Here is a 26175-nt window from a genome sequence, read left to right on the forward strand (position 1 = left end):
ATGAGACCCCGGCGCGACGTGCCGCAGGACGGCGTGCGTCGCAACGAGATGATCCGCGCCCGCGAAGTGCGCGTCATCGGCGCCGATGGGGAACAACTGGGTATTTTGCAGCGCAACGAGGCTATTGCCCTTGCCAAGGAAGCCGGTATGGACCTGGTGGAAGTCGCTTCCACCTCCGAACCGCCTGTCTGCCGCATCATGGACTACGGCAAGTTCAAGTACGAGCAGCAGAAAAAGAAGCAGGAAGCCAAAAAGCGCCAGAGCGTGGTGCAGATCAAGGAAATCAAGGTCCGTCCCAAGACCGACGACCATGACTACGAGACCAAGCTGCGCCACATCCGCCGCTTCTTGGAAGACGGCGACCGCTGCAAGGTGACGGTGTTCTTCCGTGGCCGCGAGATCGTCCACAAGGACCGTGGTATCAGCATCCTCGAACGCGTCGTGCAGGACCTGGCCGATGTGGCCAAGGTGGACCAGGAGCCCCGTGCCGAAGGCCGCACCCTGCAGATGCTGCTGGTGCCCAAGAAGTAGTCCTTCGCCAGAGCCTTTTTTCCTGACGTCACAGGTGGCCTGTGCCGTCAGGACTGCCTGCGCGCCCCTGCATTTTTGCACTTGCGCCGCACGGCTTTTTCAGGCAATATGCCGTTCCTGCCCGTAGTGTACGGGCAGGTTATTCGCTAAGGAGTATATCATGCCCAAGATCAAAACCCGGCGTTCCGCGGCCAAGCGTTTCGAGCTCACCGGCAGCGGCAAGTTCAAGCGTCGTCGTCAGAATCTGCGCCACATCCTCACCAAGAAGGCTCCCGGCCGCAAGATGCGCCTGGGCCAGGCCGCCATCGTTGACCGCACCAACGAGAAGGCCGTGCGCCGGATGCTGCCCAACGGCTAGTCATCCCGAGCCTTGCGGAAGCTCCGTGCGCGGAGCGTCCGTGCCGGAACGCGAGAGCGTGACGGCGTGAATTCTGATCCGTCCGGATTGCGCGCCCGCATGCGGGAGGCGGCATGACCGCCGCAGCACCGCCGCGCGGCGCAGCGCCCCACAGGGGCGACGGCCAGCGCAAAGCCGTTCTTTTCAAGCAATTTGCGCCCCATCTGGGATCAATTTTTTTCCCCGGCAGGCACAATACCTCCGCCTTGGCCGGGCGAAAGGAGGGTACCCCCCATGCGTGTGAAGAGAGGTCTCGCCGCTCATCGTCGGCACAAAAAGTACCTGAGCGCGGCCAAGGGTTTCCGTGGTGGCCGCAGCCGTCTGTATCGTACCGCCCGTGAGGCTGTGGAGCGTTCGCTCCAGTATTCCTTCATCGGCCGCAAGCACCGCAAACGCGACTTCCGCACCCTGTGGATCCTGCGTATCAACGCCGGCGCGCGCCTGAACGGCCTGTCCTACAGCCGCCTCATGCACGGCCTGAACAAGGCCGGCATCGCCCTGAACCGCAAGGTTCTGGCCGACCTCGCCGTCTACCACAAGGACGACTTCGCCAAGGTGGTGGAAATGGCCAAGGCTGCCCTGTAGTCGGCACGCCACAGCTTTTTTGAGTGCGCGGCATGTCTTGGCGTGAGGTTTTTCCTCGTGCGGGATATGCCGCGCTCTTTTTTTCCGCCGGAGATTCCGGTAAGATCGGGCGCGCCCCGGATGCCGCGGCATGCGGCCCCGGCGGCATGCGCCCTGTTGTCGTGTGGCGGCGGGACATGGTGTCCCTCCGCCGCTGTTGTGTGCGGCCGTCAGGGCCGTCCCTTTGACCGTAACGCCGCCTGCGGCGGCTCCGGGAATTCGCATGGATTTGATGACTGTACTGGAAAGCCTGGTTACAGACCTCGAAGCAGGTCTTGACCGGGCTTCTTCGTTGGATGAACTGGAAGAACTGCGGGTGGACTTTCTGGGCCGCAAGGGCAAACTGGCCCAGGCCATGAGCTCCATGGCCAAGCTGCCCCCCGCGGAACGCCCCGCCGTGGGTCAGAAGGCCAACAGCGTCAAGGAGCGCCTCACCGCCCTGTTCGACGCCCGCAAGACCGCCCTGGAAGCGGCCCGCGAAGCCGAGGCCCTCAAGCGCTTCGACCCCTCCCTGCCCGGTCGCGCCCCCTGGCGCGGTTCGCTGCACCCCACCACCCTGGTGATGGAAGAGATCTGCGGCATCTTCAGCAAGCTGGGCTTCGACATCGCTTCCGGCCCGGAAGTGGAAAACGACTTCTACAATTTCGAGTCCCTCAACATGCCGCCGGAACATCCCGCCCGCGACATGCAGGACACCCTCTACATCACCGAGCGCGTGCTCATGCGCACCCACACCTCTCCCGTGCAGGTGCGTACCATGCTGGGCCGCAAGCCTCCCCTGGCCATCGTGGCTCCCGGCAAGGTCTACCGCCGCGACTCCGACCTGACCCACACCCCCATGTTCCATCAGGTGGAAGGCCTGGTGGTGGGCCAGAACATCAGCATGGCCCATCTGCGCGGCACCCTCACCGCCTTCGTGCGCTCCGTGTTCGGCGGCCATACCGAAGTGCGCTTCCGCCCCAGCTTCTTCCCCTTCACGGAACCCTCCGCCGAAGTGGACATCAGCTGTTGCATGTGCGGCGGCAAGGGCCACATCAACGGCGAACCCTGCCGCGTGTGCAAGACCACCGGCTGGGTGGAGATCCTGGGCTGCGGCATGGTGGACCCCGCCGTGTTTGCCTCCGTGGGTTATCCCGCCGATGTGAGCGGCTTCGCCTTCGGCCTGGGCGTGGAACGTGTGGCCATGCTCAAGTACGGCATCGGCGACCTGCGCATGTTCTTCGAGAACGACGTGCGCTTCCTCGGCCAGTTCGGCCTGCACGCCTAGGGTGGATCCCGTGCCTCTGTCCGTCCGTCTCCGCCGTGCCTGTGTCCCCGTGCTGCTGGCCCTGCTCTGCGCCGCCGGCAGCGCCGCGCTGGATGCCGGTGATGCCTGGGCCGCCTCGGCCCTGAGCCCCCGCCACAGCGGTCTCGAACCGCCCGGCGGGCCCAAGCCCATGGAAGGCCTGCCCGCCATGGGCAATGCCGGCAACACCACCGAGCGCGGCATGGGCTATACCGATGCCTACGGCCGCCCGCTCAAGGACTACGGCCCCGAGGAAGTGAAACCCCGCAAGCGCCCCCGCGGCGGCGCCTACGGCACTTACGGACGCAAACAGAGCCGCCCCCTGCCGGATCCCGACGCCGACACGCCGGGCAAACCGGCTTGGGACTTCAACTGAATCAACTGCTAACCGGCCCTGCGGGGCCAGTGAGATGACATATGCTGCTTTCTCTTTCGTGGCTGCGCGAATTCGTCCCGTATGAAGGCACGGCACAGGAGCTGGGCGACCGGCTGACCATGCTGGGCCTGGAACTGGAAGAAATCGTGCGCCCCTATGACGCCATCGCCCCCATCGTGGTGGGCCATGTGGTGGAATGCGTCGACCATCCCGAATCCGACCACCTGCACATCTGCAAGGTGGACGCCGGCCAGGGCGAACTGCTGGACATCGTCTGCGGCGCCCCCAACGTGGCCGCCGGCCAGAAAGTCCCCGTGGCCCTGGTGGGCACCACCATGCCCGGCGGCCTGGTCATCAAGAAGGCCAAGCTGCGCGGCGCTCCCTCCTTCGGCATGATCTGCTCCGAACGCGAGCTGGGCCTCACCGAAGACCACAGCGGCATCATGGTCCTGCCCGACAGCGCCGTGCCCGGCACCCGTCTGGTGGACACCCTGGAGCTGGACCGCGAGGTGCTGGACATCTCCATCACCCCCAACCGCGCCGACTGTCTCTCCGTGCTGGGCCTGGCCCGCGAGACCGCCCTGGCCTTCAACCTGCCCCTGACCATCCCCGAACTGCCCCTGTGCGAGGACGGCCCGGCCCGCGACCTGCCCAGCGTGGAAGTCAGCGATCCCGAGCTGTGCAACCTTTACGCCGGCCGCGTCATCGCCGGCGTCAAGATCGCTCCCTCGCCCATGCGCATCCGTCACCGTCTGCATGCCGTGGGCGTGCGTCCCATCTCCAACATCGTGGACGTGACCAACTACATCCTCTTCGAATGCGGCCAGCCCCTGCATTCCTTCGACCTGGACAAGCTGCGCGGCAACCGCATCATCGTCAGCCCCGCCGCCCAGGGCGAGAAGATCGTCACCCTGGACGGCCAGGAACGCACCCTCGATCCCCGTGACCTCTGCATCCGCGACGCCGAACGCGCCGTGGCCCTGGCCGGTGTCATGGGTGGCCAGGCCACCGAGATCGACGATGCCAGCACCAACGTCTTCCTGGAAAGCGCCGTGTTCCGTCCCGGCACCATCCGCAAGACCTCGCGCCGTCTGGGCCTGTCGTCCGAATCCTCCTACCGCTTCGAACGCGGCATCGACCACAAGCGCTCCATCTGGGCCCTGGACCGTGCCTGCGCCATGATGGTGGCCGCTGCCGGCGGCAAGGTCTGCCCCGGCTACACCCTGGCCGAGCCTAAGCCCTTCGTGCCCGTGCAGATCGAGTTCCGCCCCGCCCGCGCCAACGCCCTGCTGGGCGTGGAACTGAGCCGCGACTTCGACGAGAAGGTGCTCTCCGGCATGGGCTGCGCCATCGAGAAGACCAGCGACGACAGCTGGCAGGTCACCCAGCCCAGCTGGCGCCCCGACCTGACCCGCGAAGCCGACCTCATCGAAGAAGTGGGCCGTGTACACGGTCTGGACACCATCGCCCCCGAACTGCCCGCCTTCCTGCAGGATCTGGGCCGCGCCGGCGAACCCATGTCCACCTTCCAGTTCTGGTCCCGCCTGCGCCACTGGGGCGCCGGTCTGGGCCTCAACGAAGCCGTCAACTACAGCTTCGTGGGCCACAAGGATCTGGACCTGCTGGGCCTGCCCGCCGAAGGCCGCATCTCCATCATGAACCCGCTCTCCGCCGAACAGGATGCCCTGCGCACCGTGCTGGCCCCCGGCCTGCTGCATGACCTGCGCAACAACCTGGCCCAGGGCGCCGCGGGCGTACGCCTGTTCGAGCTGGCCAACACCTTCACGGCCGCTCCCAGCGACGATCCCCACGCCACCGGCGCCAGCGAGACCGGCATGCTGGGCGTGCTCCTCTACGGCCAGCGCCACGACAGCGCCTGGCCGCATGTGGAAGCCGACATGGATTACAGCGACCTCAAGGGCATCGTGGAGCACCTGCTGCACTTCCTCAACCTGTCCGCCCCCGTGTGCGAACTGGCCGAGAGCCACCCCTACCTGCTGCCCTGCGTGCGCCTGAGCGTGGACGGCACCGAGGTGGGCGTCATGGGCCGCGTGCGTCCCGAGATGGCCGACAGCTTCCACGCCCGCAAGGACGTCTGGCTGGCCGAGCTCAACCTCGACGTGCTGCGCCGCCTGCATGATGCCGCCCAGGTGCGTTTCCAGAGCCTGGCCGTCTTCCCGCCGGTGCGCCGCGACATCACCGTGGCCGCCCCTGTGGGCGTGACCGTGGGCGCCATCCTGGACCAGATCATGGGCCAGAAGCAGCCCCTGCTGGAAGGCGCCGTGCTGGTGGACAGCTTCAGCCCCGAAGGCAGCGACGAACGCAACCTCACCTTCCGCCTGACCTTCCGTCACGCCGAGCGCACCCTCAAGGATGCGGAAGTGGACAAAGTGCGGGAAAAGGTGGCACAATCCCTGGTGCAGGAGCTGGGCGTACGCATCTAGCCCCCTGCCCCTTCCGTGCCGGGCGAGCCGTGCCCGCCCCGTGACGGAAGTGCTGCTGATACGGTATTCCACGGGCTGCGGCCCCCTTGCGGGGCCGCGGTCCGTGGCGCTGCGTGCGGCCCCGGCCCGCGCGGTGAAACCCGCAAGAGAGGGAGCATGTCGGAAAAACTCTACAAGATCGGCCAAGCCGCCGCCCTGCTCAACCTCAATACTTCCGTGCTGCGTTTCTGGGAAACGGTGTTCCCCCAGCTGACTCCCCGGCGTACGGACTCGGGCCAGCGTTTCTACACCGAAGAGGACATGGCCCTGCTGCGCCGCATCCAGCAGCTGCTGCACCAGAAGGGCATGACCATAGAAGGCGCGCGCCGCATCCTGGACGGCAGCGCCACCCTGGACGAGGTCCTGCCGGAACGCGCCGCCAGCAAGCGCGATCCGGCCCTGATGCTGAAGCTGAAAAACGAGCTGACCGAGCTGCGCCGCGTTCTGGCCGGCCGGTGATCCCCTGTCCTGCCGCTCCGGCAGTACGCCGCGGCGGTCCTGCACGACAGGCAGCGCACCACAGGATGCCGCATGATCCTTTCTCCTTCCCTGCTCTCCGCCGATTTCTCCCGTCTGGCCGACGAGCTCGCCGCCCTTGAGGCCGCGGGCATCTCCTGGCTGCACCTGGACATCATGGACGGGGCCTTCGTGCCCAATATCACCTTTGGCCAGCCCGTCATCAAAAGCCTGCGCAAACGCAGCAGCAAACTTTTCTTCGACGTGCACCTCATGATCGAGGAGCCCGCCCGCTATCTGGAATCCTTCCGTGATGCCGGGGCCGACATGCTGGTCATCCACGCCGAGGCCGACCGCCACCCCCAGCGCACCCTCAGCGAGATCCGCCGCCTGGGCATGAAAGCCGGTCTGGCCTTCAACCCCGGTACGGACATCGCCTCCCTGCGCTGGCTGGCCCCCGATCTGGACATGGTGCTGGTCATGAGCGTGAACCCCGGCTTCTCCGGCCAGAAGTTCATCCCCCAGAGCTTCGACAAGATCCGCGCCACCCGCGCCATGCTCAACGCCGCCGGTGCCGGGGACGTGCTCATCCAGGTGGACGGCGGCGCCTGCCCCGAGAACACCGCACAGCTGGTGGCCGCCGGTGCCGACGTGCTGGTCTCGGGCTCGGCCTTCTTCGGCCATCCGCCCTATGACCAGTGCCATCAGAAATTCCAGGCCGCCGCCCAGGCTGCGGCCGATAATGCCCACAATGCCCGTTGCGCTGCGGCCGCCCTGTGGCAGCCCGGCCGCGCCCTGAAAAAATAACTCAACAAAGGACCGCATCATGCCTACCCGCAGACAGTGTGCCAACGCCATCCGCGCCCTTGCCATCGACGCCATCGAGAAGTCCCGTTCCGGTCATCCCGGCGCCCCCCTGGGCATGGCCGACATGGCCGAAGCCCTCTGGCGCCACGGCTTCAAACACAATCCCGCCAATCCCGGCTGGATGGATCGTGACCGCTTCGTGCTGTCCAACGGTCACGCCTCCATGCTGCTCTATGCCGTGCTGCACCTCACCGGCTACGACCTGAGCATGGACGACATCCGCAACTTCCGCCAGCTGGGCTCCCGCACCCCCGGCCATCCCGAATGCGACGTGACCCCCGGCGTGGAAATGACCACCGGTCCCCTGGGTCAGGGCATCTCGTCCGCCGTGGGCATGGCCCTGGCCGAAAAGATGCTGGCCACCCGCTTCAACACCCCCGAGCACACGGTCATCGACCACCACACCTACGTGTTCCTCGGTGACGGCTGTCTCATGGAAGGCGTGTCCCACGAAGCCTGCTCCCTGGCCGGCGTGTGGGGCCTGGGCAAGCTCATCGCCCTGTACGACTCCAACGGCATCTCCATCGACGGCAAGATCGACGGCTGGTTCACCGAAGACGTGGCCGCCCGCTACAAAGCCTACGGCTGGCAGGTCATCGGTCCCGTGGACGGCCATGATGCCGAGGCCCTGGACGCCGCCCTGGCCGAAGCCCGCGCCGACGCCGAGCATCCCAGCCTCATCATCTGCAAGACCCACATCGGTTTCGGTTCCTCCAAGGCCGACTCCGCCTCCTGCCACGGCTCGCCCCTGGGCGTGGACGTGGCCGCCGCCACCTGTGCCGCTCTGGAATGGCATCAGCCCGCTTTCTCCGTGCCGGACGACATCGCCGCCGCCTGGGACGCCCGTGAAGCCGGCAAGAAGGCCGAAGCCGAATGGCAGGCCCGTTTCGACGCCTACCGCGCCGCCTGTCCCGAGCTGGCCGCCGAACTGGAACGCCGCATGAAGGGCGACCTGCCCGCTGACTGGGCCGACATCGCCGCCGCCATGGTCAAGAAGGCCGTGGAAGCCGGTGAGAGCATCGCCACCCGCGTGGCCTCCAAGAAGGCCCTGGAAGAACTGGTGGGCAACCTGCCCGAGATGCTGGGCGGTTCCGCCGACCTGACCGGTTCCGTGGGCACCAAGACCAGCCATTCCGTGAACTTCGATCCCGCCACCTGCACCGGCAACTATCTGGCCTACGGTGTGCGCGAGTTCGGCATGAGCGCCATCATGAACGGTCTGGCCCTGCACGGCGGCTTCATCCCCTACGCCGGCACCTTCATGGTCTTCTCCGATTACGCCAAGAACGCCCTGCGTCTGGCGGCCCTCATGGGCACCCGTGCGGTCTGGGTCTTCACCCACGACTCCATCGGTGTGGGCGAGGACGGCCCCACCCACCAGCCCATCGAACAGGTGCCCGGTCTGCGCCTCATGCCCGGCCTGGATGTCTGGCGTCCCTGCGACACCGTGGAGACCGCCGTTGCCTGGCAGTGCGCCCTGGAGAACGCCCACCGTCCCACCTGCCTCTCGCTCTCGCGCCAGAACCTGCCCTTCGTCAGCCGCGACGAGGCCCAGGTGCAGGCCATCGCCCGCGGCGGCTACGTGCTGCGTGACTGCGACGGCACCCCCGAGCTCATCCTCATGGCCACCGGCTCCGAAGTGGGCATCACCCTTGAGGCCGCCGAGGCCCTGACCGCCGAAGGCCGCAAGGTGCGCGTGGTCTCCATGCCCTGCTGCGAGCGCTTCGACGCCCAGGATGCCGCCTATCGCGAAAGCGTGCTGCCCGCCGCCGTGCGTGCCCGCGTGGCCGTGGAAGCCGCTGCCGCCGACTACTGGCGCAAGTATGTGGGCCTGGACGGCGCCGTGCTCGGCATGACCACCTTCGGTGCCTCCGGCCCGGGCAAGGCCCTGGCCGAACACTTCGGCTTCACCTCCGCCCACCTGGCCGACATGGCCCGCCAGCTGCTGGGCTAAGGGCTGACATGAGCTGTTGCGGAGAGAGGCCTGTGCTTTAGGGCCCCTCCCCCAAACGTGTGAAACCAAGGCCCGGGATCACGGGATGACATATCCCCAGGTCCCGGGCCTTTTTGCGTCCTGCCCAAAGAGGACAAATTCCATGCTGGCGGGCGTGGACGGGACAGGCCGCAGCCATGTCCTGCCGCCAAGAGCGGGACGAACATGACATTGCTTGCCCCTACCCCCAAGAGATGCCGGGCCGTATCCTCCTGACGGGCCCGATATACAGAACAGACATCCTCCTGAGGACATCGCACCATGCCGTCCTCCCGTCCGGAGGCGGGACAGCGGTTGCCGGATATTCCGCTAACGGCATCCTCTTTGACCTTTGGGGCCGGGCTGGACTTTCCTCTTCGGGGAACATATCTTTTTGACAAACCGGACGCCGTGTCCCGGCCCTTCCCGGTGATCCCTTCCCTGACAAAAAGGAGGCAGACATGCCCATCAGACTGTTGCAGGACATGGAGTGCAGCGGCAAGACCGTTGTCATCCGCCAGGATCTCAACGTGCCCATGAAGGATGGCCGCATCACCAACGACAAACGTATCCGTGCGGCCCTGCCCGGCATCCGCATGGCGCTGGACAAGGGCGCGGGCGTGGTCCTGCTCTCGCATCTGGGCCGTCCCACCGAAGGCGTGGTGGAAGAAAAGTTCTCCCTGGCGCCGGTGGCTGCCCACCTTTCCGGCCTGCTGGGCCGTCCCGTGAAGCTGGCCGCCGACTTCGACGCCGCCAAGGCCGCTCCCGGTGAAGTGGTGCTGCTGGAGAACATCCGCTTCTTCAAGGGCGAAAAGAAGAACGATCCCGAACTGGCCGCCAAACTGGCCGCTCTGGGCGACATCTATGTCATGGACGCCTTCGGGGCCGCCCACCGCGCCCACTCCTCCACCGAAGGGGCCGTGCGCGCCGCCAAGGTGGCCTGCGCCGGGCCGCTCATGGCCGCCGAGCTGGACGCCTTCGCCAAGGTGCTGGACGCTCCCGCCCGTCCGCTGATGGCCATTATCGGCGGTTCCAAGGTCTCCACCAAGCTGGGCCTGCTGGACAACCTGCTGGGCAAGGTGGATACCCTCATCGTGGGCGGCGGCATCGCCAACACCTTCCTGGCCGCTGCCGGTTACAGCGTGGGCACCTCCCTGTATGAGCCCGAGCTGGTGGACGATGCCAAAAAGGTCATGGCCAAGGCCAAGGAACTGGGCAAGACCCTGCCCCTGCCCGTGGACGTGGTCACGGCCAGGGAACTGGCCCCCGGCCAGACCGCCACGGTCTGCGACGTGGACAAGGTGCCCGCTGACGAGATGATCCTGGACGTGGGTCCCAAGACCGTGGAACTGTACGCCGGTCTGTTGCAGAAGGCTGCCACCGTGGTCTGGAACGGCCCCGTGGGCGCCTTTGAGACCGATCCCTTCGGCGCGGGCACCAAGGCCCTGGCCGAAGCCCTGGCGGCTTCCCCCGCCTTCGTGGTGGTGGGCGGCGGCGACTCCGTGGCCGCTGTGGAAAGCTACGGCCTGGCCGACAAGATGGGCTACATCTCCACCGGCGGCGGCGCCTCCCTGGAGCTGCTGGAAGGCAAACTGCTGCCCTCCGTGGCCGCCCTGCAGGATCGCGGCGAATAACTGACGCTCTTCCCGGAGGGGCCCGTCCCCTCCGGGATTTTTTTGTCTCCGGCCCGGGACTCGGACGCTGACCAGCCCGCGAGTCCGGCGCGCCTGGCCCGCAGAGCGCCACAAGGCCGTTGCCCTGCCGCCCCTCCCCCGGCAAGTTTCCCTGCCCTGGAATGATGAGGGAAAGCTCTCCCGGCCTTTCCTTTTTCTGCCCCGAACGAGTTTTTTTCGTCTTCCGGCCCCGTCAATGCCTCCGGCACGTTGCGCGGACGGCCCGGCTGGGGTATCATCGCGCTGCGTCCGGCAGGGGGAGCCCCTTTGCCGTACCACCGTCCGCGGGCCCCGGGCCCGCCCCCTCTTTTGTCTTTTATGGAGGAAAATGTGCGGCGTTTTTATCAGGAAAGCTGGCAGGGAATCCCGTTTACGTCATTCTCGCACATTTCTTTTTTCCATCTGGCGGAACCTAAGTTTTACGCCACCTTCTATGAAGAGCTGTTCCGGCGCTTCAAGGACTGGGACGATCTGCCCGCCCTCTGGCGGCAGAACAAGCGCAAGGACGCCCAGTGGCTGGCCGCCCGCCTGCGCGAACAGGCCGCCCTGCGTCCTGAAGGTTCCGGCCCGCTGCGTGTGCTCTCCATCGGCAGCGGCGTAGGCTATATGGAACATTGTCTGGTGGAGGAGATGTCGGCCGACGAGCTGGAGCTGCACGTCAACGAGCCCAGCACCGTCAGCATGCGCTGGCTGCGCCGTCATGTGCCCAACGAGCGCATGTATATCGGCATGCCCCCGGCCTGCCTGCCGCCGGACGTCTTTTATGACGTCATCTATCTTTCGGCCGTGGACTACAGCATCCCCACCCGCGAGCTCCAGCACCTGCTGGGCGAACTGCGGGCACAGCTCGTGCCCGGCGGCCAGCTCATCTGCCTTTCGGCCTCGCTGCTGCAGGAAGACAGCTTCATCGGCAGTTTCGTCAACGCCCTCAAGATCGTCATCCGCGGCTTCCTGCACTTCCTGGGCATCCGCCGCCAGCAGTTCTGGGGCTGGCGCCGTACCCGCGACGAATACCGCGAGCTGCTGCGCAAGGCGGATTTCCGCCATCTGGAAGACGGCTGGCTGGAAGACGGTTTCGAGACCTACTGGATACGCGGCTGTTAGCCCGGCCCGAAGATATCCCTGCTAGATGATCCCGGATGCGCCTGCCGCGTCCGGGATATTTTTTTCCCGGCCGGGACCGGGCAAGGCCGAGCGTACGGCAAGATGGGTGCTGAAATCCTCGGGCAGGCACAGGCACAGGGCCCCGGCACGGCCGCCCAGCAGGCTGCGGAAGGCCAGATGCCAGACCGGCTGCTCATCGGGGGTCAAGACGGCCAGACGCGGCAGGGAGGAGCCGTGGCCGCAGCGGGGATGCCAGGACGACGGTTTGCTGGCCAGATCGAAGGCGGCCAGGAAGCGGTCCGCGAACTTGCGGGCCAGCATGGTCTCCAGCGCGGTCAGGGGACGCCGGTCGGGGCGCTCGAAGCCCCCCGCGCCGAAAAATTCTTCCAGCAGGCTGAAGACGAAGGCTCTGTCCAGCACGAGCAGCGCGGGCTCTTCCAGGCCCTCCAGCTCCACGGCACAGCAACAGGAAGCCTCGCGTATGCTGTCCGCCACGCTGCCGAAAGGACGACGGCGCACGGGCTGCGGCGTCAGCTCCAGCAGGCGCCCCCGCTGCTCCTCCATGCTGGCGGCGCACAGGCGGGCGCAGCGCGCGGCCAGGGCATCCAGCCGGGCTTCGTCGTCCGCAGGGGCGGCCGCTCCGGCCGGCGGAGCGTCATTCCCTCCGGCGGCAGGCAGGCCGTGCAACAGGGCGGCGATCTCTTCCTGTGAAAGTATGCTGCTCATGACTGTCGATTTCCCGTAGTTTGCGACAAAGAATGCAAGAACGAGGCCAAACGCCCGGGCCTCCGAGGCTTGCCTTGCCCGTCGCCTTGAGGCAGTGTGGCGGCATGAAACTTTGTGTCCATGAACTGCCCCGCACGAGCGCCGGGCAGGATGATGTCCCTGCCGCGCCCCCGCGTTGCGGCCATGCGGCCCCCGGCGACGATCTGGCCCGGGCCGTCTGGCTGGGCGGGCTGGCGGCGCCCGTGCCCCTTTGTTCCGGTCTGGGCCGTTGCGGCCGCTGCCGGGTCCGCTTCCATGACTTGTCCGTGGCGCCCGATCCCCTGCCGGAAGAAGAGGAGATCCTGGGCCCCGACCTGCTGGCCCGGGGCTGGCGTCTGGCCTGCCGTCGTCAGATAACTGACGCCATGGGCCCGGAGCTGCATCTCGATGTGCCCGCACCGGAAAAAATGACGGTCATGACCACGGCCGCGCCCTCCCTCCCGGAACAGGACCATCTGGCCCTGGCCGTGGACCTGGGCACCACGTCGCTGTACTGGCGCCTGATCGCCGTCCCCGATGTCCGGGAAGAACCGGCCCCTGACGATTTTTCCCTGCTCTGCCGTCCGCCCCTGCCGGTGTCCGTGGTGGCCGAAGGGCACGACCTCAACCCGCAGGCCGGGGCAGGCGCGGACGTCATGTCCCGCCTGGCCGTGGCCAGTGCGCCCGAAGGCCGGGCCCGGCTCGCCCGGCTGGTACGTGACCATCTGGCGGCCCTGCTGCGGCAGCAGACGGCCTCCCTGCCCGGCATCCCTGTGGAGCGGCTGGTACTGGCGGCCAATACGGCCATGACCGACATTTTTCTGGACAGGGACATCAGCGGCCTGTGCGCCGCGCCCTACCGGCGCAGCCATGCGGGCGGCTGCGGCCTGACCGTGGAAGGGCTGCCGCCGCTGTTGATCCCGCCCCTGCCCGCGCCCTTCGTGGGCGGCGACATCAGCGCCGGACTGCTCCGTTTGCTGGCCGACGGCCTGCCGCGTCCGCTGCTGCTGGCCGACCTGGGCACCAACGGCGAGCTGGCCCTCGTGGACGCCCGGGGCCGTCTGTGGCTTGCCAGCGTCCCGCTGGGCCCCGCCCTGGAAGGCATCGGGCCCCAGTGCGGCCGCATGGCCGGGCCGGGGAGCATCACCCGTTTCGAGGTCTCGCCCCTGGGACTGGCCTGCCACAGTGTGGACGGCCCCCTGGCGGCCGGGGCCGATGTGCAGGGCATCAGCGCCACGGGCTATCTTTCCCTGCTGGCCCTGCTGCTGCGTCTGGGCTGTCTGGATGCGGACGGGCATTTCCGCACGCCCGCCTCGCCGCTGGCCCGGCGTGTGGCCCCGCCGCCCCAGCAGGCCCGGACGGGGCTGCGCCTGCCCCTGCCGTACGGGCAATGGCTGGCCGCCGCCGACGTGGAGGAACTGCTCAAGGTCAAGGCCGCCTTCTCCCAGGCTCTGGAGGCCCTGCTGCGGGCCGCAGGGCTGGCCGCCGCCGATGTGGCCTGTCTGGCCCTGGCCGGTGCTCTGGGCGAACATTGTCCGCCCGCCTGTCTGGAAGAGCTGGGCTTTTTGCCCTCCGGCATGGGGCGGCGCGTGCGTGCCGTGGGCAACAGCTCGCTGGATGGCGCCGCCCTGCTGGCTGCCGAGCCCTGGCGCCTGCCCGCACTGGCACGCTGGTGCGCCGCGGCCACGCTCGTCCCTGTTGCTGAAGATCCCGGCTTCCATGCCGATTACCTGCGCCATATGCGCTTTGGAGTATAAATGTCCGATACCCGACAGAAAAAATACGGCGAAGCTCCGGCCCCCCGCGGTCAGCGCCCCGCAGGCCGCACGACGGAGCGCCGTTCTTTCCATGAAGAATCCCGTAACGACCGCGAGCGTGGCCGCCGTTCCGAAACACCGCGCCGCCAGTACTCCTCCTTTACCGGTGAGCAGGCCGAGCGCTCCTCACGGCGTCAGGAAGAGTTCTCCGGCTGGAGCCGCCCCGGCCAGCGGGAGGCCCGTGCGCCCCGTGACGCCCGTCCGTCCCCGTGGCAGATGGAGTCCGAGCTCCTGCCCGCCCTGCCCGACGTGGTCCGGCGGGAACTGGATGCCCTGGGCCAGGCCCTGCGTACGGTGCGCCCGCTGCGCAGCGCCCATTACCGCAACCTGCCTGCGGACATCGAGGCCCTTTCCCGTCTGCTGACCTGCGAACGCGCCGGCCTCTACCGGCCCTACTGGAGTTCCCCGGCCAGCACCAGCGCCTATCTGTATTATTTCCTGCCCTGGAACGTGCTGCGTCTGGCGCGCCTGTTCCGTTCCCTGCCCCTGCCCGATCCCCGCCTCTGGCTGGAGAAGGGCCAGACGCCCCTGCTGCTGGACGGCGGTTCCGGCCCCCTGAGCGTGCCGCTGGCCCTGTGGCTGGCCCGTCCCGAATGGCGCGCCCTGCCCATCCAGGTGCTGGCCGTGGACAATGCCGTGCAGCCCATGGAACTGGGCCGCGACGTCATGGCCGCCTGGGGCGACATCCTGGGCCAGCCCGTCTGGCAGGTGCGTGTGGAGCGGGGCTCGCTGGAGCACATGCCGCGCCTGGAACGCAAACTGGCCGATACCCTGGAGCGTCAGGAACGCCACCTGCGCCCCTGGCTGCTCACGGCGGCCAACGTGCTCAACGAACTGAGCGCCGAGAGCCGCCAGATGAACCGCGAAGACGACGAGGACGAAGAAGGCTCCGGCGGCGTGCGCCGTCTGGAGAACCTTCTGGACGAGCTGGAGCCCCTGTGCTGGCCCGCGCCCCTGAACGAGGACGAGACCGGCAGCGCCGACGAGGCCCTGCTGCCCGCGGCCCTCTTCGTGGAGCCCGGCACCCGTCTGGGCGGCAAGACCATCAGCCGCCTGCGGGATGCCGCGCTGGAGCGTGACCTGATGCCCCTGGCCCCCTGCACGCACCGGGCCCCCTGCCCGCTGGCCCACGCCCATGCCGGACGCGGCTGGTGCCACTTCACTTTCGACTGCGAAGGTGCGCCGCAATGGCTGCAGGAGCTGTCCTCCGCCGCCGGTCTGGCCAAGAGCGCCCTGAGCCTGGCCCCGCTGTTGCTGCGGGCCGACCCGGCCGCCGGGGAGAGCCTGTTCGACGATCTGGACGACCTTGATGACGAGGCCCCGGACAACAGCCGCGAAGCTGCGGCCATGCTGCGCCAGCCCCGGCCCGTGCGTGTGCTCTCCTCGCCCTTCGTAGTGCCCGGCCTGCGCGGCCAGGCCCGTTATGCCTGCTGTGCCGCCGGTCTGGCCGTGGTGCCCGATGCCGCCGCCCTGCCCTCGGGCGCGCAGCTCACGGCCCGGGCCCAGGCGGACGAACGGCCCGGCACGCCCCGCCGTGACCGCAAGAGCGGAGCCCTGCTGCTGGCCCTGCCCGCCGTCCCCGGCGGCAGCCGCGGCCCGGGACGTTTCGCGGGCTCCGAAGAACCGCGCCGGAACTTCCGTGACCGGCAGGAGGACAGATACGGGGACAAGCGCTTCGGCAGGCGCTCCGACGAACGCGACACTGCCGACGGCGCCTTCCGCGACCGCCGCAACGGCAACGACCGCCAGCCCCGCCGTGACGACCGGCGCGGGGCCCCGGAACGACCGGCCCATCCTCAGGACCGGCGTCCCGGACGGTATGAAGGCGACCGCCGTCCTGACAGGAACGACGATCCCCGTGCCTTCCCCCGGAACGACCGCAGATCCGATGGTCGCCGCCCTGATCAGCGCTCTGACCGGCGCTCCGGAGACAAACGTCAGGGCGATGCCCCCAGACGAGGCCGTGGCCGCGGGGAGGACTAGCCGCCCTTCCTGCGAAGGGCCCGCAACGGGCAAACGTGTTTTCATACACATGTCCGCAGGCCTGCCGCACGGGCGTTACGTCTGACCGGCAGCGGCCGCGCCGCTGCTGCCTGTGATCTGGCGGATGCCCATGAAATAAAAGATATGGGGAAGGGGTCCCGCGCCCCTTCCCCTTCGTTTTGCCCGGTGCCCGGTCCCGCCACCGGTAGCAGCACGGCACCTGCGGGCAAGCCCGGCAGGCTCTGCCGGAGGGCTTTTCCGGCGCTCTGTGACAAAAATCTTTTTCCGGGCCCGGAAAAATTTTTCTTTCCCCGCCTTTTTCTTTGCAGGTCAAGGCCCTGCGGGGATTTTTCCCCCGTGGGCCCTCCGCCGGTGACTAGAGCCGTTTTCTTCAAAAAACATCCTGATTTTATTGAACAAGATCAAAGCGGGCTTTTCTTCTCCACTGGAAGAGGCCCTTTATTTTCCCCAGGGGAACGCGTATAAAGGGCTTTCGCCGCGCGGTTCCAGACCGCCCGGCCTGTGAAGCCGATCGATCCAGCGTGCCGACTTTCCCCCAGCGGGAGGCCAGCCGCTTTTCTTTTTACCCAAAGGTCTGCCATGATCCCTCCCATGCCTCACGATCTGCCCGAGCCGCAGCTCAAGCCCAACACGGAAGTGGTGCTGCAGAAACGCTATCTGCACAAAAAAGCAGATGGCAGCACCGAGACGCCCCGTGACCTCTTCTGGCGTGTGGCCAGTGCCATCGCCGCTGAAGAAGCCAAATACGAGCGTTCCCCCTTCACCGCCGACGACCTGGCCCGCCAGTTCTACGACCTGATGACCAGCTGGCGCTTCCTGCCCAACTCCCCCACCCTGATGAACGCCGCCAGCGAGCTGGGCCAGCTCTCCGCCTGCTTCGTCCTGCCGGTGGGCGACTCCATCGAAGAGATCTTCGATGCCGTCAAGTTCGCCGCCATGATCCACAAGTCCGGCGGCGGCACGGGCTTCTCCTTCTCCCGCCTGCGCCCCAAGGCCAGCCGTGTGGGCTCCACCGGCGGCGTGGCTTCCGGCCCGGTCTCCTTCCTGCGCATCTTCAATACCGCCACGGAACAGATCAAGCAGGGCGGTACCCGGCGCGGTGCCAACATGGGCATCCTGCGCGTGGACCATCCCGACATCGTGGAATTCATCCGGGCCAAGGAAAAGGAAGGGGAATTCAACAACTTCAACCTTTCCGTGGGCCTGACCGAAGCCTTCATGCAGGCCGTGGAGCGCGACGAGAACTACGAGCTGACCGATCCCCACACCGGCAAGGTCACCGGCAGCCTGCGCGCCCGCGAGATCTTCGACCTGCTGGTCTGCCGCGCCTGGCAGACGGGCGACCCCGGCATCGTCTTCCTGGACCGCATCAACCGCGACAACCCCACGCCCGCCCAGGGCGAGATCGAATCCACCAACCCCTGCGGCGAACAGCCCCTGCTGCCCTACGAGGCCTGCAACCTGGGCTCCATCAATCTGGCCTGCTTCTTCGTGCCCGGCCACGAGCATGACGAAGATCCCGCCGCGGCCGGTATCGACTGGGACGGCCTGAAGCAGGTGGTGCATCTGGCCGTGCGCTTCCTGGACAACGTCATCGACGCCTCGCGCTTCCCGCTGGAACGCATCGACGAGACCGTGCGCCGCAACCGCAAGATCGGCCTGGGCGTCATGGGCTTTGCCGACCTGCTCTTCCAGCTGGGCATCCCCTATGATTCCGAGGCGGGCATCGCCCTGGCCGAGCGCATCATGGGTTTCATCAATGCCGAAGGCCACGCCGCCTCGGCCCGTCTGGCCGAAGAGCGCGGGCCCTTCCCGGCCTATGCGGAATCCGTCTTCCCCCAGCGCGGCGAAGGCCCCTACCGCAATGCCACCGTCACCACCATCGCGCCCACGGGCACCCTGTCCATCATCGGCGGCTGCTCCTCGGGCGTGGAACCCCTGTTCGCCCTTTGCTTCACCCGCAACATCCTGGACGGCGAACGCCTGGTGGAAGTGAACCCCTATTTCGAGGCCGCCCTCAAGGAAGCCGGTCTGGGCACGCCCGAACTCATGGAGCAGGTGGTGGAAAAAGGCTCCATCCAGTCCCTGGATGCCCTGCCCGCCGCCATGCGCAAGGTCTTCGTCACGGCCATGGACATCGATCCCGTCTGGCACCTGCGCATGCAGGCCGCCTTCCAGCGCCATACGGACAATGCCGTGTCCAAGACCGTGAACCTGCCCCACAGCGCCACCGAACAGGACATCCACGACATCTACTGGCTGGCCTACAAGGAAGGCTGCAAGGGCGTCACCGTGTACCGTGACGGCTGCAAGAGCCTGCAGGTGCTGGCCACCGGCGAAGGCCAGAAGAAGATGGACGGCGAAGCCCCCGCACCTGCGGAAAAGCCCCGTCTGGGCGTGGTGCGCAAGCGTCCCGAAGTGGTGCAGGGCTTCACCCAGAAGATCCAGACCGGCCTGGGCGCCATGTACCTGACCGTCAACGAGATCGACGGCAAGCCCTTCGAGGTCTTCGCCACCATCGGCAAGTCCGGCCGTTCCATCACGGCCAAGGCCGAAGCCATCGGGCGTCTGGTGTCCCTGGCCCTGCGTTCCGGCGTGGAGGTGCGCGACATCGTGGCCCAGATCAAGGGCATCGGCGGCGAACATCCCGTGTTCCGCGGCAAGGGCCTGCTGCTCTCCATCCCGGACGCCATCGCCTGGGTGCTGGAACGCCGCTACCTCAAGGACGAGCATCTGGGCTCCGGTGTGGCCGACATCGAGGAACACCGCTGCCCCGAATGCGACGAGCCCCTGGTCTTCCAGGAAGGCTGCCTGATCTGCCCCGCCTGCGGCTTCTCCCGCTGCGGCTAGAACGATCCGTACGGAGGGGGCTGCCGGACGCCTCTGTCGCCCTGCGCGACGGAAAGGCCTGCCGGTGGCCCCTTCTTTTCGCTGCCTGCCGTTTGCACGGCAAGGGCGGATGCCGCGCCGCACAGCCTGCATCCTCTGCCCGCATGTGCCCGGCAGGTGCGCCCGCTACCGGAACAGGACAAGCGGAGACAGCCTCCGCCCGCCCCTTTGACCGCAGCCCGCGCCCGGCCTTCCGGGACGGTATCCCCAGTCTTACGGAGCTCCCATGAAATGGATCACCCACCAGACGGCGGGCGTCGGCGCCGCCCTGGCCCTGCACCTGCCGCTGGAAGGCGTGGTCGCCGCCTGTCTCGGCGCCATCCTGCCCGACAAGCTCGACCAGGCCATCGCCAAGCGCTCCCGCAACCCGCAGCGCACCTTCAACCAGATCCACCGCGGCACCACCCACTGGTTCGGCTGGTGGGTCGCCATCCTGCTGGTGGCCTGCAGCCATCTGGTGCCCCCGCACTGGCAGCCCGCCCTGCTGGGCATCGGTCTGGGCGGCATCAGTCATGTGGTGCTGGACATGCTGACCCCTTCGGGCATCCCCCTGCATCCCTTTTCCCGCAAGAACAAGCTCTCGTTCAAGGTCTGCTCCACGGGCAGCGTGGGCGAATATGTCTTTCTGGGCGTGATGCTCGTCCTGCTGGGCTTTTTGCTGGGCCCGGAAATGAAGGAGCTCATCCGTCACGTTCGCCAGCTGGGCATGCCCGTGCTGCATTTCTAGGTGTGGATAGAAGGGACGCGACTCTTTTTTCCTTCCTCTGTGCGGCGTATGCGCAACAAAAAAGCCTCCCATGACGGGAGGCTTTTTTGTTTGCTCGCAAAAGGGCAACGTCCAGAGCGGCCGCTACTTCTTCACCTTCACCGGCTCGGTGTCCACCGGCGTCTCGTTGATGGCCACCAGCGCGGCCGTGCGGGCATGGATGAGCGTGGTATCGAACAGGGGCACGGCGATGTTCTCCTGCTGCACCAGCATGCCGATCTCGGTGCAGCCCAGGATCACGCCCTGCGCGCCCCGGGCGGCCAGATCCCGGATGGCCCGCAAGAAGGTCTCGCGCGAGCTGTCCTTGATGACGCCCCGGCAGAGCTCCTCGAAGATCACGCGGTTGATCTCGGCCCGGTCGTCCGCCTCGGGCACCAGCACCTGCAGGCCGTTGGCTTCCAGACGGCCGGTGTAGAAATCCTCTTCCATGGTGTAGCGGGTGCCCAGCAGGCCCACGCGCTGCACGCCCGCCATGTGCAACTGCCGGGCCGTCACGTCGGCGATGTGCATCAGCGGGATGCCCACGGCGGCGGCGATCTGCGGGGCCACCTTGTGCATGGTGTTGGTGCAGATGACCAGAAAATCCGCCCCGCCCCGCTCCAGGGCCTGTGCGGCATCGGCCAGGATGCGGGCGCTCCTGTCCCAGTCCCCGGCCTGCTGGCAGCGTTCGATCTCGTCAAAGTCCACGCTGTAGAGCAGGCAGCGGGCCGAATGCAGACCGCCCAGGGTCTGGGCCGTCACCATGTTGATGATCTGATAATAGGTCAGCGTGCTTTCCCAGCTCATACCGCCCAGAAGGCCGATGGTTTTCATGTGGCTTCACCTCTGATGCTTCAATGATGCGCCGTCTGCCGGGCGCCCCTGCCCGGCACGATGCCCCGGACATGACGACGGGGCCCGCCTGTACGGCAAGGCCGCGCCTTCTGTGGTATCAGCGTTCCCGGCAGGGATGCCTCCGGGTGCCGGGCTAGATGTCCAGCTCCAGGCCCACGGGGCAGTGGTCCGAACCGTAGACGTCGTCCTCGATCCAGGCGTCACGGATGTACGGTTTCAGCTCTTCCGAAACGAAGAAATAGTCGATACGCCAGCCCACGTTCTTCTCGCGGGCGCGCATCTTGTACGACCACCAGGAATAGCGGCCTTCCACGTCGCCGTGCACATGACGGAAGGTGTCCACATAGCCCAGGGCCGTAAAGCGGTCCAGAAAGGCGCGTTCTTCGGGCAAAAAGCCGGTGTTCTTCTCGTTCTGCTTGGGCCGCGCCAGGTCGATGGCCTTGTGGGCGATGTTGAAGTCCCCGCAGACCACGATGGGCTTGCTTTTGCGGCATTCTTCCGCATAGGCCGTGAAAGCGTCGAAAAAGCCCATCTTGTAGGGCACGCGCTTGAAACGGCCGGGGATGGGCTTGCCGTTCTCGTCCAATTCCTCGGCGCCGCCGTTGGGGAAATAGCCGTTGAAGAAGTGGAACTTTTCAAATTCCAGATGCAGGATGCGCCCTTCGCCCTGCCATTCCGGCTGGGGCAGTTCGCAGCGCACGGCCAGCGGTTTGATGCGGCTGAACACGGCCACGCCGGAATAGCCTTTTTTCACCACGCTGGATGCCCAGTGGGCCTCCCAGCCTTCGGGGTTGGCCACTTCGGGCTTGAGCTGCTCGGGCATGGCCTTGGTCTCCTGCAGGCCGATGACATCGCAGGTGTTCTCGGCGAACCAGCGCCATTCGGGTTTGGCGGACACGGCACGCAGGCCGTTGACGTTCCAGGATACGAGTCTGATGGACATAGGACCTCCGCCGCCAGCATAGCGGCAGGTGGTGCCGGCCGCAAGCGCGGCATTGCGAACGGACCGTTTTTCTGGCAAAATCGCCTGCGGCAATAATGCCAACATGAGCCAAGGAGAATCCGTATGGATATGCTTCCTATCCGCCGCGCCATCCTGAGCGTGACGGACAAAACCGGACTGGTGGAATTTGCCACCTTCCTGTCGCAGAACGGCGTGGAGCTGGTCTCCACCGGCGGGACCATGAAGGCCCTGCAGGCCGCCGGTCTGCCCGTGACGGCCGTCAGTGACGTCACCGGCTTCCCCGAGATCCTGGGCGGCCGCGTGAAGACGCTGCATCCCAAGATCCACGGGGGCATCCTTGCCAACAAGGACATCCCCGAGCACATGGCCACGCTGGAAGAAAAGGAGATCAAGCCTTTCGACCTGGTCTGCGTGAACCTGTACGACTTTGCCGGTGCCGTGGAGCGCAAGCTCTCGCTCGAACAGGCCGTGGAGGAAATCGACATCGGCGGTCCCTGCATGATCCGCGCCGCTGCCAAGAACTTCCACAGCATCCTGGTGCTGCCCGGAACCAAATGGTACGCCACCGCCATGCAGGAGATGAAGGAACACGACATGAAGGTCAGCCTGGACTTCCGTCAGGCCATGGCCTCGCGTGCGTTTGAAGCCACCTCGCGCTACGACGCCCTCATCACCTCCTACCTGCGTCCGGGGGCCTAGCCATTTCCAGGCTCGAAGGCAACCTGCAGGGGCTCAAGCCCAGCCAGTTGAAGGCCCTCAACCGGCTGACCACTCGACGTTTCCCGGCCACTGATGTCTATACCATCGACCAGGCCCGGGAACTGTCGCTGTTGTCGCGCGCCCTGGGGCGTCAACTGGGCATGCTCATCGACCGTAAAGGCCGCGTGGACATGGTACTGGTGGGCGAGGCAGGCGGGATCCTGATCCCGGAACTGCCCCGCGCCCGCTCCGGTGCCGACCGTCTGCGCGGCCTTCGTCTGCTCCACACCCACCTCACGCCCGACGGCCTCAGCCAGGAAGACCTCATGGACCTGCTCTTCCTGCGTCTGGACGCCATCATCGTGCTGACCGTCAATCCTGACGGCGACCCCGTGCAATGGCAGGAGGCCCATCTGCTGCCCACGCCCGTGGCCGGGCAGCCCTACCGAGTGGAGCAGCTCCGCCCCTGGGACCAGACCAGCGCCCATTTCGCCGCCACCGCCGAAGCTCTGGAAGAAGAGCTGGCCCGCAGGAGCGACGACACGCGCGAGGCCTCGGACGCGCCCCGCGCCCTGCTGGTCTCCGTGGCGGCCCAGCCCCGCATCATCCAGGAGCGCAACCTCGACGAGCTGGCCGAGCTGGCCCGCACCGCCGGTCTGGCCGTGGCCGGGCGCATGGTGCAGCGCGTGGCCCAGGTCAATCCCAAGTTCATCCTGGGCAAGGGCAAGATGGCCGAGCTGGAAGTGCTGGCCCTGGAGGGCCGCGCCGGGACCCTGGTCTTCGACGGTGAGCTTTCCCCGGCCCAACTCCACAACCTGGCCGACATCACCGAGCGCAAGGTGCTGGACCGTACCCAGCTCATCCTGGACATCTTTGCCCAGCATGCCGTGACCCGCGCGGGCAAGCTCCAGGTGGAACTGGCCCAGCTGCGCTATACCCAGCCCCGCCTTACGGGCAAGAACCGCGCCATGGACCGCCTTATGGGCGGCATCGGCGGACGCGGCCCCGGCGAGACCAAGCTGGAGACCGACCGCCGCCGCAGCCGCGAGCGTATGGCCCGCCTGCGCAAGGAACTGGACCAGCTGCGCCGCCAGCGGGCCTTCACCCGCTCCCGCCGCGCCCGTCGCGGCATCCCCATGGCCGCGCTGGTGGGCTACACCAACGCGGGCAAGTCCACCCTGCTCAACAACCTGACCCGCTCCGAGGTGCTGGCCGAGAACAAGCTCTTCGCCACCCTCGACCCCACCACCCGCCGACTGCGCTTCCCGGCCGAACGCGAGATCATCCTGGCCGACACCGTGGGCTTCATCCGCAACCTGCCCAAGGAGCTCATGGATGCCTTCCGCGCCACGCTGGAAGAGCTGGAGTCCGCCGACCTGCTGGTGCATGTGGCCGACGCCTCGCATCCCGACCTGCTGCAGCAGATCACCTCTGTGGAGACCATCCTCGAGGAGCTGGAGCTGCAGCATATGCCGCGCATCCTGCTGCTCAACAAGTGGGACCTGCTGGACGTGCCCGCCCGCGCCGAACTGGCCGATGCCTTCCCGCACGCCATCCCAGTCTCCGCCCGTACCGGCGACGGCCTCAATCGCCTACTGGAAGTGCTGGAGAACATGCTGCTCAGCACCCAGCAGAGCCAGCTGCTCATCCCCTTTGAAGAGGATGGCCCTGTCCTGCAGTAGCCCGCCCGGGATACCGACCGGACGTTGTGCCCCTTCGCTGGATCGGCCGTCGCATGGGCTGCCGTTACGGTTCTTTCCGCCGTCTTTCCGAGATCGGCCATTTTTCCTGACAGGCAACGCTCAACGCGCTGCCGCTGCACGGCATTTTTGTTTTTTTCGCGCGTGGCGCCAATGTGCCGACGCCATAAAAAAGGGCCGCTCCTGGAGCGGCCCTCATGGCATCATAACGACGTTCTGCCGTCACACGACGGCAACCTTATCGTTGTCTACAAGGTGACGGCCCCATCGCCCTTGGGAGCGGGCTTGGGAGCAGGCTTGGCTGCGGGCTGCTGCGCCTTGGCCGGAGCGGCGGGCGCGGCCTTGGTCTGCGATCCCGCCTGGGCAAAGGCGCGAGCCATGTTCTCCATGACGGCCCGGCCCACCACGCGCCAGGTCTCGCCCTGCTTCCGCAGAGCCAGCCAGGAGGTCATGCCGGCAGGCGTGGTCACGGAAGCCACGGCCGCATCGGGGCCCAGCTCCACCACCTTGGCGTTCCTGAGCGATTCCGGCACCCACGGGCAGTCGGGGCGCTCGGCCTTGCGGCAATGGGCCATGAGCTCACCGGTGGAGACACCGCGGGTCAGGCTCTTGCGGAGTTTGTCCTCCATGTTCAGGGCGCTGCCCAGCAGCTGGTCCATACCGCCCAGCCCCAGATCCTGGCCCAGGGAATCCAGCATGTTCAGGGCCTCGTTCTCATTGGTCATGTTCCGCGCCTCGTTGGCGGCGAACAGGGGCATGTCCATCTGGGCCAGAAAGGCCGCGCTGTCGTTCTTTTCCATGGCGTCGGCCATGGCGCCGAGCGGTTTTTCCGGGCCGGACGAAAGGCAGGACGCCAGCAGGCCGCAGGTCAGGGCGAGCGACGCCAGCAACAGGGATCTGCAATTTTTGCGCATAGGATCCTCCATGCAGGAAATGACTTTTGGGCGACATACAAGATAGCGCAGACGCCGGTGGTTGCCAAGCGTTCGCCCCGCCGCAATGGCCGGGAAACAGGGGCTTTTTTTCCGTCACGCCTTTTGCTAGCATCGCCGCCGGCTGACCGTGCCATCCCGGCCGGTCGGGATACGAAACCTTTGGCAACTGCTGTCCCGCTCCGTGGCGGACAGGCGGAGGCTGTATGAAAGTTATCATCATGTGCGGCGGCAAGGGCACCCGGCTGCGGGAAGAGACCGTCATCAAACCCAAGCCCATGGTCGAGATCGGCGGGCGGCCCGTACTCTGGCACATCATGAACATCTATGCCCGTTTCGGCTTCAAGGACTTCATCCTGCCCCTGGGCTACAAGGGCGAATACATCAAGCAGTATTTCCACGACTACAACATCCGCAACACGGATTTCACCGTGGACCTGCGCAGCGGCGCCATCACCCCCCATCCCCGCGAGATCGAGGACTGGCGCGTGACCCTGTGCGATACCGGCCAGGAGACCCTCAAGGGCGGCCGCCTGAAGCGCGTGGCCCGCTACATCGATACCGACCGCTTCATGGTCACCTATGGTGACGGCGTGGCCGACATCGACATCGACAAGCTCATCGACTTCCACATGAAGTCCGGCACCATCGGGACCTTCACCGGCGTGCGCATGCCCTCGCGTTTCGGCACCGTGCGCACCGACGAGAACGGCAAGATCCTGTCCTGGGAAGAGAAACCCGTGCTCAATGAGTACATCAACTGCGGCTTCTTCGTCTTCAAGCGCGAGTTCCTGGACTATCTGGACGAAGACGAATCCTGCGATCTGGAAAAAGAGCCCCTGCAGCGCCTGGCCGCCGAAGGCCAGCTCTCCATGTACCCGCATCCCGGACAGTGGCAGTGCATGGACACCCTGCGCGACTCCATCAAGCTCAACGAGCTGTGGGACAGCGGCAAGGCCTTCTGGAAATAGATCCTCCCGGCGGGGCTGCGGCCCCGCCTTCCTTCCGGGCGCCGTCCGGCGACCCTCCCTTTTCCCGTCATGACGCCGGCGCGAACA

22 protein-coding genes are annotated in these 26175 nt (G+C 66.7%); 18 read left to right on the forward strand and 4 right to left on the reverse strand.

Features of this window, described 5'->3' with window-relative positions:
- The 11 genes from infC to ACQRAG_RS03115 all read left to right on the forward strand — a co-directional run bounded on the left by infC (position 1) and on the right by ACQRAG_RS03115 (position 11768).
- Entirely contained in the window at positions 1 to 531 is a 531-nt protein-coding gene (infC, locus tag ACQRAG_RS03065; RefSeq protein ID WP_006008106.1) for a translation initiation factor IF-3, read from the forward strand.
- A gap of 160 nt (positions 532 to 691) precedes the next feature.
- Positions 692 to 889, forward strand: coding sequence for a 50S ribosomal protein L35 (gene rpmI / locus ACQRAG_RS03070; protein ID WP_006008104.1), 198 nt, complete (start codon positions 692 to 694; stop codon positions 887 to 889).
- A 273-nt stretch (positions 890 to 1162) separates the two neighbouring features.
- Positions 1163 to 1513 carry a 50S ribosomal protein L20 gene (gene rplT / locus ACQRAG_RS03075; protein WP_006008100.1) on the forward strand — a complete coding sequence of 117 codons (351 nt, stop codon included), beginning with the start codon at positions 1163 to 1165 and terminating at the stop codon, positions 1511 to 1513.
- A 262-nt stretch (positions 1514 to 1775) separates the two neighbouring features.
- Positions 1776 to 2819, forward strand: a complete 1044-nt coding sequence (gene pheS, locus ACQRAG_RS03080) for a phenylalanine--tRNA ligase subunit alpha (RefSeq protein WP_204625616.1) — start codon at positions 1776 to 1778, stop codon at positions 2817 to 2819.
- Between the two features lie 10 nt (positions 2820 to 2829).
- On the forward strand, positions 2830 to 3213 hold the full coding sequence (locus ACQRAG_RS03085; RefSeq protein WP_204674539.1) for a translation initiation factor IF-2: 384 nt from the start codon (positions 2830 to 2832) through the stop codon (positions 3211 to 3213).
- 41 nt (positions 3214 to 3254) lie between these two features.
- Entirely contained in the window at positions 3255 to 5657 is a 2403-nt protein-coding gene (gene pheT / locus ACQRAG_RS03090) for a phenylalanine--tRNA ligase subunit beta (protein WP_204674541.1), read from the forward strand.
- A 156-nt stretch (positions 5658 to 5813) separates the two neighbouring features.
- A complete protein-coding gene (locus tag ACQRAG_RS03095) occupies positions 5814 to 6155 on the forward strand; it encodes a MerR family transcriptional regulator (RefSeq protein ID WP_168935531.1) in 342 nt (113 codons plus the stop codon).
- A 72-nt stretch (positions 6156 to 6227) separates the two neighbouring features.
- A complete protein-coding gene (gene rpe, locus ACQRAG_RS03100; protein ID WP_168935532.1) occupies positions 6228 to 6959 on the forward strand; it encodes a ribulose-phosphate 3-epimerase in 732 nt (243 codons plus the stop codon).
- Positions 6960 to 6978: 19 nt separating this feature from the next.
- Positions 6979 to 8973 (forward strand): transketolase, encoded by a 1995-nt coding sequence (gene tkt / locus ACQRAG_RS03105; RefSeq protein WP_204625613.1) that lies wholly within the window; start codon positions 6979 to 6981, stop codon positions 8971 to 8973.
- Between the two features lie 479 nt (positions 8974 to 9452).
- A complete protein-coding gene (locus ACQRAG_RS03110; protein ID WP_302260214.1) occupies positions 9453 to 10625 on the forward strand; it encodes a phosphoglycerate kinase in 1173 nt (390 codons plus the stop codon).
- A gap of 369 nt (positions 10626 to 10994) precedes the next feature.
- Positions 10995 to 11768, forward strand: coding sequence for a methyltransferase domain-containing protein (locus tag ACQRAG_RS03115; RefSeq protein ID WP_204625612.1), 774 nt, complete (start codon positions 10995 to 10997; stop codon positions 11766 to 11768).
- A gap of 21 nt (positions 11769 to 11789) precedes the next feature.
- On the opposite strand, the gene ACQRAG_RS03120 is transcribed toward ACQRAG_RS03115, so the two are convergent.
- Positions 11790 to 12494 carry a hypothetical protein gene (locus ACQRAG_RS03120; RefSeq protein WP_427803828.1) on the reverse strand — a complete coding sequence of 235 codons (705 nt, stop codon included), beginning with the start codon at positions 12492 to 12494 and terminating at the stop codon, positions 11790 to 11792.
- A 104-nt stretch (positions 12495 to 12598) separates the two neighbouring features.
- Here ACQRAG_RS03120 and ACQRAG_RS03125 point away from each other — a divergent pair, with 104 nt between their 5' ends.
- From ACQRAG_RS03125 to ACQRAG_RS03140, 4 genes are all read left to right on the forward strand, one after another.
- Positions 12599 to 14269: an ASKHA domain-containing protein gene (locus tag ACQRAG_RS03125; RefSeq protein ID WP_427803827.1), complete on the forward strand. Its 1671-nt coding sequence runs from the start codon at positions 12599 to 12601 to the stop codon at positions 14267 to 14269.
- Positions 14270 to 16312 carry a small ribosomal subunit Rsm22 family protein gene (locus tag ACQRAG_RS03130; protein WP_427803826.1) on the forward strand — a complete coding sequence of 681 codons (2043 nt, stop codon included), beginning with the start codon at positions 14270 to 14272 and terminating at the stop codon, positions 16310 to 16312.
- A 612-nt stretch (positions 16313 to 16924) separates the two neighbouring features.
- Positions 16925 to 19183: a vitamin B12-dependent ribonucleotide reductase gene (locus tag ACQRAG_RS03135; RefSeq protein WP_239463885.1), complete on the forward strand. Its 2259-nt coding sequence runs from the start codon at positions 16925 to 16927 to the stop codon at positions 19181 to 19183.
- A 265-nt stretch (positions 19184 to 19448) separates the two neighbouring features.
- A complete protein-coding gene (locus ACQRAG_RS03140; RefSeq protein ID WP_006008068.1) occupies positions 19449 to 19949 on the forward strand; it encodes a metal-dependent hydrolase in 501 nt (166 codons plus the stop codon).
- A gap of 123 nt (positions 19950 to 20072) precedes the next feature.
- Here the strand turns inward: ACQRAG_RS03140 and ACQRAG_RS03145 are convergent, their stop codons facing one another.
- Both ACQRAG_RS03145 and ACQRAG_RS03150 read right to left on the reverse strand, forming a co-directional pair.
- Positions 20073 to 20801, reverse strand: coding sequence for an aspartate/glutamate racemase family protein (locus ACQRAG_RS03145; protein WP_168935539.1), 729 nt, complete (start codon positions 20799 to 20801; stop codon positions 20073 to 20075).
- Between the two features lie 154 nt (positions 20802 to 20955).
- The gene (locus tag ACQRAG_RS03150; protein ID WP_168935541.1) at positions 20956 to 21765 is read right to left on the reverse strand and encodes an exodeoxyribonuclease III; all 810 of its coding nucleotides are present in this window, start codon (positions 21763 to 21765) and stop codon (positions 20956 to 20958) included.
- A gap of 123 nt (positions 21766 to 21888) precedes the next feature.
- On the opposite strand from ACQRAG_RS03150, the gene ACQRAG_RS03155 reads away from it, so the two are divergent.
- Both ACQRAG_RS03155 and hflX read left to right on the forward strand, forming a co-directional pair.
- A complete protein-coding gene (locus ACQRAG_RS03155) occupies positions 21889 to 22485 on the forward strand; it encodes an IMP cyclohydrolase (protein WP_006008060.1) in 597 nt (198 codons plus the stop codon).
- Between the two features lie 47 nt (positions 22486 to 22532).
- Positions 22533 to 24167 (forward strand): GTPase HflX, encoded by a 1635-nt coding sequence (gene hflX, locus ACQRAG_RS03160; RefSeq protein WP_303994846.1) that lies wholly within the window; start codon positions 22533 to 22535, stop codon positions 24165 to 24167.
- Between the two features lie 266 nt (positions 24168 to 24433).
- Here the strand turns inward: hflX and ACQRAG_RS03165 are convergent, their stop codons facing one another.
- Complete coding sequence (locus ACQRAG_RS03165; protein WP_239463887.1) at positions 24434 to 25099, reverse strand: hypothetical protein; 666 nt, start codon at positions 25097 to 25099, stop codon at positions 24434 to 24436.
- Between the two features lie 224 nt (positions 25100 to 25323).
- On the opposite strand from ACQRAG_RS03165, the gene rfbF reads away from it, so the two are divergent.
- Positions 25324 to 26088: a glucose-1-phosphate cytidylyltransferase gene (gene rfbF / locus ACQRAG_RS03170; protein WP_168935543.1), complete on the forward strand. Its 765-nt coding sequence runs from the start codon at positions 25324 to 25326 to the stop codon at positions 26086 to 26088.
- The last annotated feature ends 87 nt before the right edge of the window (positions 26089 to 26175 follow it).

Source organism: Desulfovibrio sp. SGI.230 (assembly GCF_050313065.1).
In the GTDB taxonomy this organism is placed as follows: domain Bacteria; phylum Desulfobacterota; class Desulfovibrionia; order Desulfovibrionales; family Desulfovibrionaceae; genus Desulfovibrio.

Coding starts and splice junctions, on each gene's coding strand:
- rfbF (WP_168935543.1), top strand. CDS start 25,324: ATGAAAGTTATCATCATGTGCGGCGGCAAGGGCACCCGGCTGCGGGAA.
- pheS (WP_204625616.1), top strand. CDS start 1,776: ATGGATTTGATGACTGTACTGGAAAGCCTGGTTACAGACCTCGAAGCA.
- ACQRAG_RS03125 (WP_427803827.1), top strand. CDS start 12,599: ATGAAACTTTGTGTCCATGAACTGCCCCGCACGAGCGCCGGGCAGGAT.
- tkt (WP_204625613.1), top strand. CDS start 6,979: ATGCCTACCCGCAGACAGTGTGCCAACGCCATCCGCGCCCTTGCCATC.
- infC (WP_006008106.1), top strand. CDS start 1: ATGAGACCCCGGCGCGACGTGCCGCAGGACGGCGTGCGTCGCAACGAG.
- ACQRAG_RS03095 (WP_168935531.1), top strand. CDS start 5,814: ATGTCGGAAAAACTCTACAAGATCGGCCAAGCCGCCGCCCTGCTCAAC.
- rpe (WP_168935532.1), top strand. CDS start 6,228: ATGATCCTTTCTCCTTCCCTGCTCTCCGCCGATTTCTCCCGTCTGGCC.
- ACQRAG_RS03150 (WP_168935541.1), bottom strand. CDS start 21,765: ATGTCCATCAGACTCGTATCCTGGAACGTCAACGGCCTGCGTGCCGTG.
- ACQRAG_RS03145 (WP_168935539.1), bottom strand. CDS start 20,801: ATGAAAACCATCGGCCTTCTGGGCGGTATGAGCTGGGAAAGCACGCTG.
- ACQRAG_RS03120 (WP_427803828.1), bottom strand. CDS start 12,494: ATGAGCAGCATACTTTCACAGGAAGAGATCGCCGCCCTGTTGCACGGC.
- ACQRAG_RS03155 (WP_006008060.1), top strand. CDS start 21,889: ATGGATATGCTTCCTATCCGCCGCGCCATCCTGAGCGTGACGGACAAA.
- ACQRAG_RS03130 (WP_427803826.1), top strand. CDS start 14,270: ATGTCCGATACCCGACAGAAAAAATACGGCGAAGCTCCGGCCCCCCGC.
- ACQRAG_RS03135 (WP_239463885.1), top strand. CDS start 16,925: ATGCCTCACGATCTGCCCGAGCCGCAGCTCAAGCCCAACACGGAAGTG.
- rpmI (WP_006008104.1), top strand. CDS start 692: ATGCCCAAGATCAAAACCCGGCGTTCCGCGGCCAAGCGTTTCGAGCTC.
- rplT (WP_006008100.1), top strand. CDS start 1,163: ATGCGTGTGAAGAGAGGTCTCGCCGCTCATCGTCGGCACAAAAAGTAC.
- pheT (WP_204674541.1), top strand. CDS start 3,255: ATGCTGCTTTCTCTTTCGTGGCTGCGCGAATTCGTCCCGTATGAAGGC.
- ACQRAG_RS03140 (WP_006008068.1), top strand. CDS start 19,449: ATGAAATGGATCACCCACCAGACGGCGGGCGTCGGCGCCGCCCTGGCC.
- ACQRAG_RS03165 (WP_239463887.1), bottom strand. CDS start 25,099: ATGCGCAAAAATTGCAGATCCCTGTTGCTGGCGTCGCTCGCCCTGACC.
- ACQRAG_RS03110 (WP_302260214.1), top strand. CDS start 9,453: ATGCCCATCAGACTGTTGCAGGACATGGAGTGCAGCGGCAAGACCGTT.